Below are 15753 nucleotides of genomic sequence, written 5' to 3'. Positions count from 1 at the left end.
AAACAACAAGTTTTTGGACAAATACTACTGATTAATATAAAATTCCACCAACAAAGGAATTTGTTGGACAATTTAATGATCTACCCGAATTTCCACCATTTTTTTGTGGTTCGGCCATAACCGTAGCCATACTTACCACCATAGCCCAACTCTGAAATCTTCACATCGTTTACAACGAAACAAAGTCCTTTTATTTTTCCTTCTTCTTGCAGTTTGATGGGATATTCTACGGCATTTTCTTCGGTTACGTCCGCCCTTGTTACATATATCAAGTGATCTGCATATTCACTTATCAGCAAGGTATCGGTCACTACCATTAAGGGCGCCGTATCGACCAGCACATAGTCATATTTTTCGGAAGCTTCACTCAACAAAGATTTTATACGGGGACTTAACAGCAATTCTGCAGGGTTGGGGGGTATTCTTCCTGAATAAATGACATCGATGTCATTTTCATAGACCAACATGGTATTGGTAATATCGCGTATTCCTAAATTTTCATCCAATATGTACTCCGTCAACCCCGCATCCTTGCCCCTTTTGGGTCCGGATAATTTATCTATTTGTCCTCCCCTGAAAAAAGAGTAAATCTTCGGATTTCTGATATCTGCCCCGATCAGCAGAACCTTTTTGTTGGTACTGGCCAATATCATGGCCAAGTTTGATGAAATAAATGTTTTTCCTTCACCCGAAACGCTTGAGGTAATGAACACAACGTTGTTTTTCCCCTCCCCTTTTGATTGTCTGGTCTTGATCAAATAATCCAGGTTTGTCCTAATGATTCGCAATGCTTCCGCCAAAACGGAACGGTCATCTTTGGCAATTAATTTTTGCTCTTTTTTACTTAACTTGGGTATTTCACCTAAAATTGGTACGCCATTGACCATTTTTTCTAGACCATTCATATTGTGTACCTTATTGTCTATGAGGTTGTTAACATAAATCACTGAAAAGGGAATTAAAAGACCCAAAATAAAAGATGCCATATAAACGAAAGCCCTTTTAGGTGAAACGGGGAATTCAGTCGGATTATGGGCCGCATCAATGACCTTGCACTTGGGTGAAGTCGATGCCACTGCTATTTGCGCTTCCTCACGTTTCTGCAACAAATAGAGATAAAGTGACTCTGTGGTTTGTTGTTGTCTGGTAATATCGCGAAGAGCCCGCTCGTTTCTAGGTGCCGAATAAATCTTTGACTGGATAATGGCCTGTTGGCCGCTTAGGGTGTTCACCTGAAGTCCCAAATTATTGACGGTACCACTTAAACTGGCCTCCATGGTCTGCTTTAAGCTACTCAATTGTTTGTCAAGATTCTGAATGACCGGGTTCTTCTCATTAGAACTTTCCAACAAACGTTTTCTTTGTTGCACCAATTGGTTGTATTGTTCGGTGGCGTTGGCTATAGTGGGATCTGAAAGTCCGATATTGCTGGGCAATACCTCGAATCCTTCTTGCTTAGCAACAATGTCCCGCATTGATTCGGCCATTTGCAGTTCGGTCTGCGCCCTTGCCAATTCTTGACGTGTTGCCGCGCCTATATTTAGGTTGACATTTGCCTCGGATGCAATATCCGTAACCCCCTTTTGGGTCTTGAAATCTTCGGCCGTTTGATCGACCGAAGTGAGGCTTGAAGATATATCGGCAATCCGTTCATTAATGAATTCTGCCGTTCTATCGGCTATTTCTTTCTTGTCTTTTATGGCATTGGCATTATATGTCTTTATGAGTTCATCAATAATATCTTTAGCCTTCTTCTTTATAGGATCTTGTAGCGATATATACACAATATTGGAAAACTCATCAGCTGCCCCTATATTTATTTGGTCCACATAATATTGTGCCATATCGCCTACTGGAGACAATTGCACCATAAAATCTTGACCTATGTACCTTTCAAAGGTATCAAGGTTAGGGGTTACAACTATGTCACCATAGGGAGTCTTCACATTCTGCCCAAAAGAATAGCCTTTGGGAGGTGTGTCGTTTCCCTCGCCATAGCGAAATGCCGTTTTTGAGGTAGGTGTGATATAGAATGTGAAATCGGCTTTACTCAAAAGTGAATCAGCCATTATGAAGTTTATCTGAATAGGGGGGGGAGAATACAATTCGGTATCCCTGATATCTCCTAAAGCAAAGACCTGAGTGTTCAACCCCAGCTTTTTTACAACCTCAATCATGTTGGATCGCGAATTGATGATCTCTATTTCATCTTCGACTTTATTCTTCGATCCTGAAAAAATATTGAGCTCTTTGAACAAATCGATCCCGCCACTGGAACTTTCGTCTTCCAAAATCTTTATTTTGGCCTCCGCAACATAAAGAGGGGTGGTGTACTTAATATAAAGATATGCAGCCGTTATGGCGAAAACCACCGAAACGGCAAACCATTTCCAATGTTTTGTATAGGTTCGGATTAGCTCCTTTAAATCAATATCATCCCCCATTGATTATGAATTTCCTAATTAAATAATATTTGTTAATTTCTGGTTATGATCAAAACTGTAGAGGTTATCAATACAGATGCAATAGAGACCCATATGCTCGCCCTATTGTCTAATTGGGAGGAAGTAACAGCTGACTCATTGGGTTCAACATACACGACATCGTTTTGGGTTAGGTAATAAACTGGTGAGTCAAGGGCTTCCTTGGTTCGCAGATCAATCCTGTGATAAACTTTTGTTCCGTCGAAGTCACGTATGACGAGTACATTTTCGCGCTGACCCTTTATGGTAAGGTCGCCAGCCAGCCCCAAGGCTTCCAAAATGGTTATCCGCTCCCCATTTACTGGATATGTGCCCGGCCTATTGACCTCGCCCAAAACAGTAACCGTAAAATTTTGTAGACGAATATTTATGATGGGGTCTTTCAAGTATTCTGACAATTTCTCCCGTAACAACACCCGCACCTCTTCGGGTGACAATCCCGCGATTTTTATTTTGCCGATTACCGGAAAATCTATTTCGCCCTGTTGGTCTATGATATAATCAACACTTTGCGGAGCTAAGGAAGTTCCAGTCCTGGGTCCACGATATAGGTTAAAGGGTGCACTGGCTTCCTCATTCAGGGTGGAAATATGTATACTGACCACATCATCAACCTTAAATTTTGGGGTAAAACTGTTTCTGTCTACAATCGTTTCAAAATCACCCGCATTTTGAAAATAAACGACCTCCTTTTTTGAGGCACATGAGCTCAATACCAAGATTATCAATAGTATTGACAATCTTGAAAGCAATAAATTTGTTTTCATAAAAAATTAGTGTTTTGTTGCTGATAGTGCCTAGATCAAGGCTGCAATATTTTGGCTTCTTTTGTTTTTTCCAACGAATCATTGGTTGGCCGTTTGTCAAACTTACAAAGATTGGAGTTATTGGAAATGTACTCTGGCACTATTTCCTTCATAATTTTTATCGTGTTCTCATTGAAAAAGATGTTCGATACACAAAGTTCATCGATCTTTGACCTTACCCAACCATAATTTAGTTCCCGAACCTTACTGATCATAATCTTTTTATGGTAGGTCGGCATGGTATTCTCCCCGTTGGCCAAAAGCTCTTCGTACAGTTTCTCGCCTGGTCGTAATCCCGTAATTTCAATATCGATGTCTTCTGGATAACGAAGACCTGAAAGTTTGATCATGTTTTTGGCCAAATCGAATATTTTCACCGATTCCCCCATATCAAAAATGAAGATTTCTCCACCTTTTCCCATGGCACCGGCCTCAAGGACCAATTGTGAGGCCTCAGGGATGGTCATGAAATATCGGGTTATATCCTTGTGCGTGACCGTCAAGGGACCGCCTTTCTCTATTTGTTTTTTGAAAAGCGGGATTACCGAACCGTTGGAGCCAAGCACATTGCCAAAACGTGTTGTAATGAATTTTGTCATGCCTTCTTGTTGCATGCAGCTGATGTACATCTCTGCGATTCGCTTGGTGGCGCCCATGACATTGGTAGGGTTCACCGCCTTATCGGTCGAAATAAAAACGAATTTCCCTACATTATGGGCCAATGCCAGGTCAGCAATTATTTTGGTTCCCCCGACATTTATTTTTATGGCTTCATATGCGTTATACTCCATCAGAGGTACATGTTTGTAAGCGGCAGCATGAAAAATTATGTCTGGTTTGTATTCCTCAAAGAATAGGTTCATTCGGTTTTTATCCCTGATATCCGCTACAATCGAAATAAAATTGTGGAACCCGTTTTGCTTGAGCTCCTGCTGAAGATCGTACAATGGAGATTCTGCCTGGTCTATGATGATCAATGACTTGTATTCATAGGTGGCAATTTGCCGAACTATTTCACTGCCGATAGATCCTGCTCCACCGGTCACCATAATGCATTTGTCCTTTAGCTCTTCAACGACCTTAGATCTTTTGATGTTAATGGGTGCCCGGTTCAACAAGTCTTCTATCTGAACATTTTTTATCTGGGAAACCTTGAACTCTCCATTGATCCAATCCTGTACCGGGGGAACAATTTTGACATCTACGGAAAAGTCGACCAAGCTCTCTACCAACAAACGGAGCCTGTGATTGTCTATAATATGGATGGCAACGATAATCTCGCTTATGTTGTTGCTTGCAAGAAAATATTCGTTCAAAATTTCTCTTCCATAGACCCTAACCCCATTTATGGTCTTTCCGACCTTCTTTTTATCGTCATCTATGTAACCTATTACCTTTACGTTGGTGGCCGTATGGCTTTCCAAGGCGTTGTACGTTATGATTCCCGACTCCCCGGCCCCATAGATCAAAACATTTTTGGTCGCTTTGATTTTTTTAGTCATGCTTTCAAACAGCGTCTTAAAAAGATATCGGGCAGCAGTCAATGCAATAAAGCTTATCAAGCTGTGGATAATAATAATGGAAAGAGGTATCGTAAAATCATCCACCACTTCAAATTGCCTATTGAAAATAACCAAGAATATTGTTAATATACTGGCAAGACAAATAGCATTGAATATGTTGTATACGTCTTTGATCCCTGTGTGCCTTACAAAACCTTTATAAGATTTGGCCACCAAAAACGCTAGGGTAGAAATGACCATTACTGCGGGTAGCTGCACCAGCAGTTTCTCAACATCAAAATTAAAGGTCATATTGAACCTTATGATGTACGAGAGCACAAAAGACACACCAATGATAAGCACATCGATTATCAAAACCAGCCATCCTGGGGCATATCTATCCGCATGTCGAAGTATGTAGTTTTTAATCATTGGTCAAGTACTTTCTTTATTACGGAAATTGTTCTTTCCAAATCTTCTTCCAAAAGGTTTGATCCACTTGGCAAACATAGCCCCCTGTTGAATAAATCTTCAGCTGTGCCATCTGTAAAGGATGGTGAATTTTCAAAAACCGGCTGTAAGTGCATGGGCTTCCACAACGGCCTCGATTCAATGTCTTCTTTGGCCAATGCCAAACGCAGTTGTTCCCTCGTTTCATAAGCATCGGTCAATATACAGGTCAACCATCGATTACTGAAAAATCCAGCAGGCTCATCCAAAAAAGAAATCTGATCAAAACCAGCCAATCTTTCCTTGTAAAAATTATAATTGGCCCTTCTCGCCATTACCCGGTCATCGATGACCTCCATTTGGCCCCTACCTATTCCTGCCAACACATTGCTCATACGATAGTTGTAGCCAACTGCCGAGTGCTGGTAATGGGGTGCATTATCCCGTGCTTGGGTAGCTAAAAAAACAGCTTTTTCTTTAATCTCGGGGTCTTTTGAAAGCAGGGCACCACCTCCTGAAGTGGTGATGATCTTGTTGCCATTGAAAGAGAGAATACCGATATCCCCAAACTGCCCACATTTTTTTTCGTGGTAAGTACTGCCCAGTGCTTCCGCGCTATCTTCAATTACGGGAATGGCGTACTTTTGTGAAATCTCGGCTATCTCAGCTATTTGATAAGGCATCCCGTACAAGTGAACGGCTACAATGGCCCTGGGTTTTTTTCCTTTTGAAATTCCATTCAATATGGCACGTTCCACAAGTTCAGGCGAAAGGTTCCAGGTCTTCCGCTCACTGTCAATAAAAACCGGTGTCGCGCCCAAATAGGTAATGGGATTGGCGGAGGCTGAAAAAGTCATGCTCTGACAGATTACCTCATCACCATGTGAAACACCTAAAATTTGAAGGGCCAGATGAATGGCCGCGGTACCTGCGCTCAGGGCCGCCACGTGCACATCACCGCCCACATATTCTTCCAATGATTTTTCGAAAAAGGTGACGTTGGGTCCAAGGGGTGCTATCCAATTTGTATCGAATGCTTCTTTAACATAACGCTCTTCGGTACCTCCCATATGGGGAGAAGATAGCCATATTCGGGTTTTCGTGATCAAAATTTGGGGTCTTTAGTACTATTCATGGTCAAAAATAACTATCGGGGTGGCTCATAAGCCCAATAATCGTTAAACCCTTAAAAATATCGATTAAATGAACGTAAACCCCAAACAACTTTACTAGATTTATTTTTAATGTGTAGAATGCCTGCTATAGTGTATATTTTGTCTAAAACTACAATGTTAAGCTTCAATATTTTTTAATCTTTGCAGCCATAAAACCATACTAAATGAAAAAAATAAGTAAGATTTGTTGTATCGGCGCAGGTTATGTTGGTGGGCCGACCATGTCTGTCATAGCCCTTAAATGTCCCGAAATTCAGGTAACAGTGGTAGATTTGAACGAGAAGCGTATAGCGCAATGGAATGATGACAATCTAGACAACCTGCCCATCTATGAGCCTGGCCTTAAAGAAATCGTCGCCGAAACAAGGGGCAAAAACTTATTTTTTTCATCGGATGTGGATAAGGGCATTGATGAGGCCGAGATGATCTTTATTTCGGTTAATACCCCAACCAAGACATATGGAAAAGGAAAGGGGCAGGCGGCAGACCTTAAGAACATCGAGCTTTGTGCCCGTAATATTGCCAAGGTGGCCAAAGAAGATAAAATCGTGGTCGAAAAATCTACCTTGCCCGTTCGCACCGCAGAAACCCTTAAAAGCATCTTGGACAATACCGGAAAAGGAGTCAAATTTGAAATTTTGTCAAACCCCGAATTTCTGGCAGAAGGCACGGCTATCGATGATTTGCTTAATGCCGATAGGGTTCTGATCGGTGGTGACGAAACTCCCTCAGGGCAAGCTGCAAAAGACTCACTTAGTTGGGTATATGAACACTGGTTGCCCAAAGAGCGTATTCTGCAAACAAATGTTTGGTCATCAGAACTCTCTAAACTTGTGGCCAATGCCTTTTTAGCACAACGAGTGTCTTCCATAAATTCAATCTCTGCGCTCTGTGAAAAGACCGATGCAAATGTGGCTGAAGTGGCCAGGGCCATTGGCTTTGACAGTAGAATCGGCTCCAAATTTTTAAATTCATCGGTTGGTTTTGGCGGCTCTTGTTTTCAAAAAGACATTCTGAATCTTGTCTACATCGCCAAAAGTTTTGGGCTGCAAGAAGTGGCCGAATACTGGGAGCAGGTCATCATTATGAACGACTACCAAAAGAGACGATTTGCTGAAAATATCGTTTCTACCCTTTACAACACGGTGTCGGGCAAAAAAATAGTTTTCTACGGATGGGCCTTCAAAAAAGACACCAACGATACCCGCGAGTCAGCGGCCATTTATGTGGCAGATGCACTACTGGAGGAAAAAGCACAGATTGTTGTCTATGACCCAAAAGTATCTGAAGAAACGATCTATGCCGATTTAGATTACCTTGGCACCCGTGACCCCAAAGAGAATAGGGAATTATTACAGGTTACCAAGGCCCCTATTGAGGCAACCAAGGATGCCCATGCCATTGCCATTTTGACCGAATGGGATGAGTTTAAAACATATGACTGGAAAAAAATCTATGCCAATATGCTGAAACCGGCCTTTGTTTTTGACGGTAGGCGCCTTCTCGACAAAGATGCCATGGCATCCATCGGGTTCAAGTTTTACAAAATAGGCGAATCGTAAGTACCCGTATCTTAAAGCAAAAACTGATAAAATTTCACTAATTTTCACGCCCATCCTGTTTTAGACAATCGGTAAATGAAAATATTGGTTACCGGCGCAGCCGGTTTTATAGGCTATCATGTAAGCATGTTATTGTTGGCCAATGGCCACACAGTTGTCGGACTCGACAGTATCAACGACTACTACGACCCACAACTAAAATATGGTCGCTTGAACCAGTTGGGCATTTCTGCAAATGAAACACTGGCCTTTGGCAAAAATTTGGTCAGTTCCCATTTCGGCGCGCAGTTCGCATTTATCCGATTACAGTTGGAAGATTTGGACGGTCTTTCGACCGTGTTTGGTGAAGAAAAGTTCGATGTGGTCTGTAATCTTGCCGCCCAGGTAGGGGTTCGTTACAGCCTTAAAAATCCCAGAGCCTACATAGACAGTAATATTGTCGGGTTTTTAAACATATTGGAGTGCTGCAAGACCCATGGCATCAAACATCTGGTATATGCCAGCAGTTCAAGTGTGTACGGATTGAACGATAGAATTCCCTTTTCGGTGCACGACAAGGTCGATCGCCCGATCAGTATCTATGCTGCCAGTAAAAAAAGTAACGAACTCATGGCCCACACCTATAGCCATTTGTACGGATTGCCAACCACCGGTCTTCGATTTTTCACCGTTTATGGCCCTTGGGGACGACCCGACATGGCCATGTTTCTCTTCACCGATGCCATAGCCAAAGGCAAACCGCTGAAAGTATTCAATTATGGTAAGATGAAACGCGACTTTACCTATGTATCAGATATTGCAGAAGGAGTGGTCGAGGTAATGACCAAAAATTTAGATGAACGCAAAAAGGCCTTACAGCAGTACAAAATTTATAACATTGGCAATACCCATTCAGTAAGTCTATTGGACTTTATCAAGGAAATTGAAAAGAACTTGGGCAAAAAGGCCAAAATGGAACTGCTGCCCCTTCAGCCTGGGGATGTTGAGAATACATGGGCCAATGTCGATGACTTGGTAAATGATTATGGTTACCGCCCTTCTACCCCTATCAAAGTGGGCGTGAAAAACTTTGTGGATTGGTACCAACACTATTTCAATCAGGGTTGACAAAAATGGCACACATTACCATATTCTGGCAAACCACTAATAAAATGGACTTCTTCCAGACTTTTTTCAGCACCCAGTCATATGAACGATAAGCGTAGAATCGGCTTTTTGATGGGCAAGGTCGATGGTACCGGTGGCATCGCCAGGGTGTCATCAATCTTGAGCGATGCACTAGTGCACACAGGTCAGTACGAAATACATGTGTTCAGTTTTCATCCGAGCCTGTTAAGTAGTGGTTTTCACTGGAATGACAGTATTGTGGTGCATGATCTTCTTGATGTCCCCAAAAACATGTTTCGTGGGTTGCCCAAGGCCCTAAAGCGGTTAAGGTCAAATGTTGCACAGTATGAAATTGAGGTGCTTGTAATCTGTGGCTTTAACGTGGGATTGTTAGGTGTGGCCGCGACACGTTTCAAAAAGACAAAAGTGCTCTATTGGTCGCATTCAAGTTTTAAAGGGTATAAAGTCCCCTTTAAAAACTTCAACGAGCAAATGGCAAGTTATTTTGCCGATGCAGTGGTGACCCTGACCAAGGCCGACAAAGTCACTTATCGCAAAAGAACACGGGCCAAAAAGATTGTACAGATATATAATCCCGTAGATGAAAGAATTTTAAGGGGCAATAAAACGTACAATATGGATTCAAAAAAGGTAATCAGTGTGGGCCGGCTTGACGAATCCAAAAATTTTCATTCATACACCCTTGATGTGGCAAAAAAGGTATTCGATAGGCTTCCAGGCCATGAATGGCACATATACGGTTCAGGGGATTATAAAGACTACATCCTCGAAGAAATATCAGAACAGAAACTCGAAGGAAAAGTTGTGCTCAAGGGGCATGCAGATGACATTTATACACTTTATCCACAATATGCCTTGCTTGTAATGACATCCTCTTTTGAGGGGTTTCCCATGGTGTTGTTGGAGGGCATGGCAAATCAGTTGCCCATGGTCAGCTTTGATGTTCCCACGGGGCCAAATGAAATTATAAGAAACAATGAGAATGGTTATTTAATACCCGCTTTCGATTGTGATCAAATGGCAGAGAAAATTGTAACACTCCTCATAGACCATGAAAAAAGATATTTGTTTTCAAAAGCGAATTCAAAATTACCCGATGAATTTTCTGTTGGACAAATAATAAAAAAGTGGACAAGCCTATTTGATGAATTGCAGAGATAACAAATTCTGCAACAAAAATTTCAAGGCCATACTGACTAATTTTGATTAATTTTCATTTACCCAATCCCAACATATTTAATCTGAATAGAATGGCTAACCGATACATCGAATGAATTTATTTTTGTTTCCCCACGAAATTTCAAAGTACAATGGTTACGGGATAGTGGTCGGTGAAGATTACAATCGACTCTCCGTTTCTAAAGATGACACCATTGTTTGGTACACTTATAATACCGACAACAAATTAAAAGGAAACCATCTTTTCATAGATAGAGGACGTATCTCAATTTTTTACAGATTTATAAAAGTGTTGCAGAATAGGCCGAGTACGGAAATTTCAAAAAAGATGCTGGCTGAACTTCCTTTGGTAGATGATTACACCACTATTTTTTGTGGAGATACCATTTTTTACCGAACGGTAAGGAGAAAATATCCAGAAAAGCATTTGCTGGTTCGGTTCCACAATTGTTTCTATCGTATTGACACAAGAAGAAATGAACAGAACATCGGGCTCGACAGAAAATTTTCAAAGCAGTTGAAAATATTTACGCGACTTGAAAAAGAAATTTTCGCCGACACCAATACCACCCCAATTTTTTTGAGCACTGAAGACCAGTCTTTTTTCAGAGCGCAAACCGGGCGTACCAATAGTATGCTATGGGGTGTTGGGGTGAACAAGCAAGAAATGGTCAAAGAAAGCTTCTGGCCCATTACCCGACTGGTCTATTTTGGAGGTGTAGAATCCCATAAAAAGAAATCGCTTGGCCAGTTTATCTCATATATTTGGCCACAACTTCGAGAGGTGTTTCCCAATCTAAATTTCCATCTATTCGGTTATGGGTCACATGTCTATCATGATAAAAAAAACAAAATATGGGGACACGGATTTTATGATGGCGATGGATGGCCCTACCTTAAAAATGGACTTTATATCAATCCTGATGTCATTGGTGGTGGAGTTAAAATAAAAATCAAGACCTACCTAGAGAACAATATCAGGTTCATCACCACGCCCTATGGTTTTGAGGGATACGACCCAAAATTTATTGATTGTGAAATTGCCTTTTGTGCACCTCTTGACCATTGGCACGAAGAAATCGCGAAAATAATAAAGGAAAGTCAGAAAAAATAGACCTGCCGAAATGTCTTCATTTGTGCAATCTCAACTAGCAAAAAGACAATCTTCCAAAAAAATATTTTTAAGTAATACGAAAGTTGTTAAAAAAAATGACCGTTCATCGAAGATGTTCTTAATTAGTTGTTAAAATCGGTAATTCAACGATCCAAACCTGCCTTTAGTCGCGTATTAACCTCGAATGAAAAAATTTTTGGGCAGAAATTAGAAAATAATGCATTTCATCGAAAAAACTAAGCTTTTGGTCGATGATAAAAATTTATAGTCTAATTTTACATTCCCAAATGGCACCAAGAACTTAAATTTAACTTACTTAGTATGAATTTCATCCCCACAAAATTCATTGGCTTGATTCTTTTTGTTTTTTTCTTAATTTTTAACCTCTCTTGCACTAAAGATTCCGATCTTTTTAAGGAAGCTGTTTCTGAAGATATTGAAAAGAATATCGGTGACTCGAGCAGCAGCGAAGGAAATGATGGCCTCACCCTTTTAACCAAGACCTTCGTTCCTGTGCAAGATGCTTATGTGCAAGATGGCCAAGGCTATGATGTTGATATCATACGTATCGAAAATGGCCGTCGTAAAAGTTACCTGACCTTTGATTTGAGTGAGGTCAATGGTCCTATTGAAGATGCCAAATTAGTATTAACTGTGTCGCAAGATGCAGGCTATGGAACTTTCGAAGCTTATGAAGGTAGTGATACGGATTGGACAGAAGAAACTCTAAATCAATCTAATGCTCCACAAGAAAACTTGCTGTTAGGCTCTACTATAGTTTATGATGGAGAAAGTTATTTTCAGATTGACCTGAATGCCAATGATTTGATTGGCGACCTTACTAATATCGTTCTGATACAACGAGATGGTAATGATATTGCGGTTGCCTCGAGGGAAAATGTAGCTGATGTTGTACCAAAATTGACACTGACCTATTTGGGCACCCCAGAAAATGGTGACCAAAATGCTGAAGAGAACACTGACAATAATGATAATAGCGGTTCTGATGATTCGAACAACAATGACGGGGGTTCTTCAGGAGATGACTCGAACAATAATGACGGAGGTTCAGGGGACGATTCGAATACAGGTGGCAATTCCGATAGAACAGGTGACACAAATTACTTTGTAAGAGTTGACGGTGACAATTCGAACGATGGGCTAACCGAAGCTACTGCATTTAGAACTATTCAAAGAGCCGTTGACCATGCGGAACCTGGCGATATAGTTTGGGTTAAAGCCGGTAATTATGGTGGTGCAACTGTTTTTTCTAGAAGAAATGGCACCGCTTCAAAACCCATTCGAATTATTGGTTATCAAAATGCCCCTAACGATATTGTATCTGATGTTTTTTCCACATATACTAGAGAAGACTTCAATTCGGATGGGGAAGTGCTACCAAACAATATTATGCCTTTGATACAAACCGATAGAGGATCTGACAATGATCCTGATCCCGGCGATAATGCCTTTACAATCAATCACGATTATATTTGGATTGAAAATTTCATGGGGCAATATAATGATATGACTGTAAGAGCTAGTGGCACCAAAGGCCTTACTTTAATAAATATTGTCAGTAACGAAACTGGAAATTGGGATCCCACCAACCCACAATGGAATGATCCTGTTACATATGCTGAGTCGACAGGAGGAAATCTGAGTGGACACGGTCTTAGGCTATCAAATTGCGACGAAATGCTTGTGAAGAACTGTATTGTGTTTAACGCAGGCCATGTTGGTATTGATTTGATTTCTTCAGACAACAATACGCTTGAGAATAATACTGTTGTAGTTACCAAAGATGGAAATCCCACAGACTATCATCAAACCCTTTGGAGCTCTGACAATAATGTTGTCCGCAATTTTGTTAGCATTAGAAAAACTGGTGTATCGCATCAAAGTAGGGCTTATGCAATAAAATGTGATTCAAATAATAACTTAATTGAAGGGGGCTATGCTGAAAACCTTCGATTTCAATGCTACTTTAATTCCGACGATAATGTTTTTAAAGATATTACTTTGATAAGTACTACTGGGCAAATCAATGAGGGCGGAGTGCAAATATTTGGAGATTCCAATCGAAATGCGTTTATCAATTTTAAAATGTATAACTCTGGGGGAATCATGTTCTTGGGTTCCAACTATTCTGAATGCGAAAGTCGGGTTTCATTTGCCCCGACAGCTGGCAGCAACAATTTATTTATAAATCCTGTCATTAAAAACATTCACCCATGGCATGGAGGTTTCATTGAGTTCATGTTTTTGGGTCCTGACGGAGATGATGCCGGCACTAATTATGTAATTGGAGGAACTTTTGATGGGGCACCTTATTTGTTCAAACAAGATCGTCCGGTTGAAAATATCATCTTGATAAATACCAGTATAAATAATGTAACCGATGGATTTAAGACTAGTAGGGATAATAATACCAGTTATTCTTTCAATGCAACCTATGACCATGTGAACTTTCACAATGTTGCTTTCTCAATCCCCTCAGGCACAAATGTTACTACTTTAAATCCAGGGTTCAATAATCCAATGACGGATGATTATACCTTATCTTCAAACAGTCAATTAATTGGCATTGGAGTTAATGCATCATCCATCTCAAATCTTTCAGCAATTGACCACAATAATAATCCAAGACCGTCATCAAGTGGTTGGTCAATTGGAGCATTTGAAAACTAGTCTTGAGGGATGGTTATAATTCTAAAATCTTAAAAATAAGAGACCAGTCGGCTATGGCGAGTTGCGTGATAAGCGTAGCTTGCCTAAGCAAGAGGTCGCCATTACACGCACATTCGGCATAGCCCAAGATGTCGATGGTGCCGACAACCAATCTTTCCGTTCGAGGTTTTGTATGTAAAGTTAGCGAATTTTATATACGGATGTGCAGTCGCACTATCTGGCCTAAGGTTGGTGATAGTAAAAAAGGGAGGGTAGTACGATACTGCCCGTTTTTTATGGGCCGGAGGCATCATCGACCATCACAAGGCTATAACCAATCTAAAGAGGTCAATATTTTTATGGGTACTCATGTCCCGAAAAAAGGACTATCTCATAAAGTGTGTAAATAGAAAATTAGCGGGGGCATGCCCCCGCTAATTTTTTGTCTAATTTTAAATATTTGCACATCATGAAGAAAGAAGAATTGTTCAACGACGATTTACTGAAACAGTTCAAGACCGGGGACGAGCTCAACGGTTTTCTGAAGGAACTCCAAAAACGCGGCATCGAGAAGATGCTCGAGGGCGAGCTCGACGGCCACCTGGACTATGAAAGGCACCAGCGTTCGTCCAATGCCAACAAGCGCAACGGGCATTCCAAGAAGAAGGTAAGGACTTCCTTCGGGGAATCTGAGATAGCCGTTCCCAGGGACCGTGACGCGTCGTTCAACCCGATGATAGTCCCCAAACGGGGCAATATGGTCGATGGGCTGGAGAACATCATCGTGTCCCTGTATGCCAAGGGGATGTCGGTGAGCGATATCGAAGAGCAGATACGGGAGGCCTACGGGTTCGATGTCTCCACCTCCACCATATCGCGTATCACCGAAAAGGTGGCCGCCGATATCACGGCATGGCAGAACCGTCCCCTGGAACCGGTCTATCTGATCGTATGGATGGACGGCATCGTCTTCAAGGTCAGGGAATCCTCCAAGGTCGTCAACAAGACCGTGTACGTGGCCGTAGGCTTGCGAAGTGACGGGAAAAAGGAGGTACTCGGCCTGTGGCTGGGCAAGAACGAGTCCGCCGCTTTCTGGATGTCCGTCCTTACCGACATGAAGGCCCGTGGCACCGAGGACATCCTGATCACGGCCACCGACAACCTGAACGGCTTTACCGATACCACCAAGAACGTCTTCCCCGAATCCAAGACCCAGATATGCGTGGTGCACCAGATCCGCAACGCATGCCGCTACGTGGTCTGGAAGGACAAAAAGGCCTTTACCTCGGATATGAAAGGCATCTACAACGCCCCCAACGAGAAGGCCGCCAAGGCCGCCCTGGAGGACTTCGCGCAGAAATGGGAGGGCAAGTACTCCTATGCCATAAGGAGCTGGAGGGACAACTGGGACGAACTGACCGTGTTCTACGAGTTCCCTGTGGAGATACGCAAGATTATCTATACCACCAACCTTATCGAGAACCTGAACGGGAAGATACGCAAGTACACCAAGAACAAGCTGTCCTTCCCGACCGACGACGCCGTGATGAAATCCGTATATTTGGCCGTAAGGGAGGCCACCAAAAAATGGTCTATGCCCATCAGGAACTGGGGCATAATCCTGAACCAGTTCCTTACGATCTATGAAAAAAGGGTCAGACTTTAAATAAAGTCAAACCCCTGC

General features: G+C 41.8%; 10 protein-coding genes. 6 read left to right on the top strand and 4 right to left on the bottom strand.

The genetic code is table 11. The features are described from left to right. Positions 1-80 precede the first annotated feature (80 nt). From VC82_RS12525 to VC82_RS12510, 4 genes are read right to left on the bottom strand one after another with little or no spacing between them, the layout of a single operon-like run. A complete protein-coding gene (locus VC82_RS12525) occupies positions 81-2444 on the bottom strand; it encodes a GumC family protein (RefSeq protein WP_045802671.1) in 2364 nt (787 codons plus the stop codon). Positions 2445-2476: 32 nt separating this feature from the next. Next, positions 2477-3250 carry a polysaccharide biosynthesis/export family protein gene (locus VC82_RS12520; RefSeq protein WP_045802670.1) on the bottom strand — a complete coding sequence of 258 codons (774 nt, stop codon included), beginning with the start codon at positions 3248-3250 and terminating at the stop codon, positions 2477-2479. 35 nt (positions 3251-3285) lie between these two features. Next, entirely contained in the window at positions 3286-5223 is a 1938-nt protein-coding gene (locus VC82_RS12515; RefSeq protein WP_045802669.1) for a polysaccharide biosynthesis protein, read from the bottom strand. Beyond that, positions 5220-6350 carry a DegT/DnrJ/EryC1/StrS family aminotransferase gene (locus VC82_RS12510; protein ID WP_313777700.1) on the bottom strand — a complete coding sequence of 377 codons (1131 nt, stop codon included), beginning with the start codon at positions 6348-6350 and terminating at the stop codon, positions 5220-5222. The genes VC82_RS12515 and VC82_RS12510 overlap by 4 nt, the downstream gene beginning before the upstream one ends. Positions 6351-6580: 230 nt before the next feature. Between VC82_RS12510 and VC82_RS12505 the strand changes: the two genes are divergently transcribed. The 6 genes from VC82_RS12505 (at position 6581) to VC82_RS12480 (ending at position 15735) form a co-directional block, all read left to right on the top strand. Next, positions 6581-7978 carry a nucleotide sugar dehydrogenase gene (locus VC82_RS12505; RefSeq protein WP_045802667.1) on the top strand — a complete coding sequence of 466 codons (1398 nt, stop codon included), beginning with the start codon at positions 6581-6583 and terminating at the stop codon, positions 7976-7978. Between the two features lie 75 nt (positions 7979-8053). Continuing rightward, positions 8054-9085 (top strand): NAD-dependent epimerase, encoded by a 1032-nt coding sequence (locus VC82_RS12500; protein WP_045802666.1) that lies wholly within the window; start codon positions 8054-8056, stop codon positions 9083-9085. 81 nt (positions 9086-9166) lie between these two features. After that, positions 9167-10267, top strand: coding sequence for a glycosyltransferase (locus VC82_RS12495; protein WP_045802665.1), 1101 nt, complete (start codon positions 9167-9169; stop codon positions 10265-10267). Between the two features lie 109 nt (positions 10268-10376). Next, positions 10377-11399 (top strand): hypothetical protein, encoded by a 1023-nt coding sequence (locus VC82_RS12490; protein ID WP_045802664.1) that lies wholly within the window; start codon positions 10377-10379, stop codon positions 11397-11399. Between the two features lie 321 nt (positions 11400-11720). Beyond that, complete coding sequence (locus VC82_RS12485; RefSeq protein ID WP_045802663.1) at positions 11721-14090, top strand: CBM96 family carbohydrate-binding protein; 2370 nt, start codon at positions 11721-11723, stop codon at positions 14088-14090. Between the two features lie 448 nt (positions 14091-14538). Then, a complete protein-coding gene (locus VC82_RS12480; RefSeq protein ID WP_045802662.1) occupies positions 14539-15735 on the top strand; it encodes an IS256 family transposase in 1197 nt (398 codons plus the stop codon). Positions 15736-15753 lie beyond the last annotated feature (18 nt).

It is taken from the genome of Flagellimonas lutaonensis (assembly GCF_000963865.1).
Lineage (GTDB): Bacteria > Bacteroidota > Bacteroidia > Flavobacteriales > Flavobacteriaceae > Flagellimonas_A > Flagellimonas_A lutaonensis.
Note: the sequence above shows the minus strand (reverse complement) of the source record. Positions and strands in the feature narration are given on the sequence as shown.

What these genes read in the sequence shown, in the direction of transcription:
- VC82_RS12500 (WP_045802666.1), top strand. Translation starts at nt 8,054, where the DNA reads ATGAAAATATTGGTTACCGGCGCAGCCGGTTTTATAGGCTATCATGTA.
- VC82_RS12490 (WP_045802664.1), top strand. Translation starts at nt 10,377, where the DNA reads ATGAATTTATTTTTGTTTCCCCACGAAATTTCAAAGTACAATGGTTAC.
- VC82_RS12480 (WP_045802662.1), top strand. Translation starts at nt 14,539, where the DNA reads ATGAAGAAAGAAGAATTGTTCAACGACGATTTACTGAAACAGTTCAAG.
- VC82_RS12520 (WP_045802670.1), bottom strand. Translation starts at nt 3,250, where the DNA reads ATGAAAACAAATTTATTGCTTTCAAGATTGTCAATACTATTGATAATC.
- VC82_RS12485 (WP_045802663.1), top strand. Translation starts at nt 11,721, where the DNA reads ATGAATTTCATCCCCACAAAATTCATTGGCTTGATTCTTTTTGTTTTT.
- VC82_RS12505 (WP_045802667.1), top strand. Translation starts at nt 6,581, where the DNA reads ATGAAAAAAATAAGTAAGATTTGTTGTATCGGCGCAGGTTATGTTGGT.
- VC82_RS12515 (WP_045802669.1), bottom strand. Translation starts at nt 5,223, where the DNA reads ATGATTAAAAACTACATACTTCGACATGCGGATAGATATGCCCCAGGA.
- VC82_RS12495 (WP_045802665.1), top strand. Translation starts at nt 9,167, where the DNA reads ATGAACGATAAGCGTAGAATCGGCTTTTTGATGGGCAAGGTCGATGGT.
- VC82_RS12525 (WP_045802671.1), bottom strand. Translation starts at nt 2,444, where the DNA reads ATGGGGGATGATATTGATTTAAAGGAGCTAATCCGAACCTATACAAAA.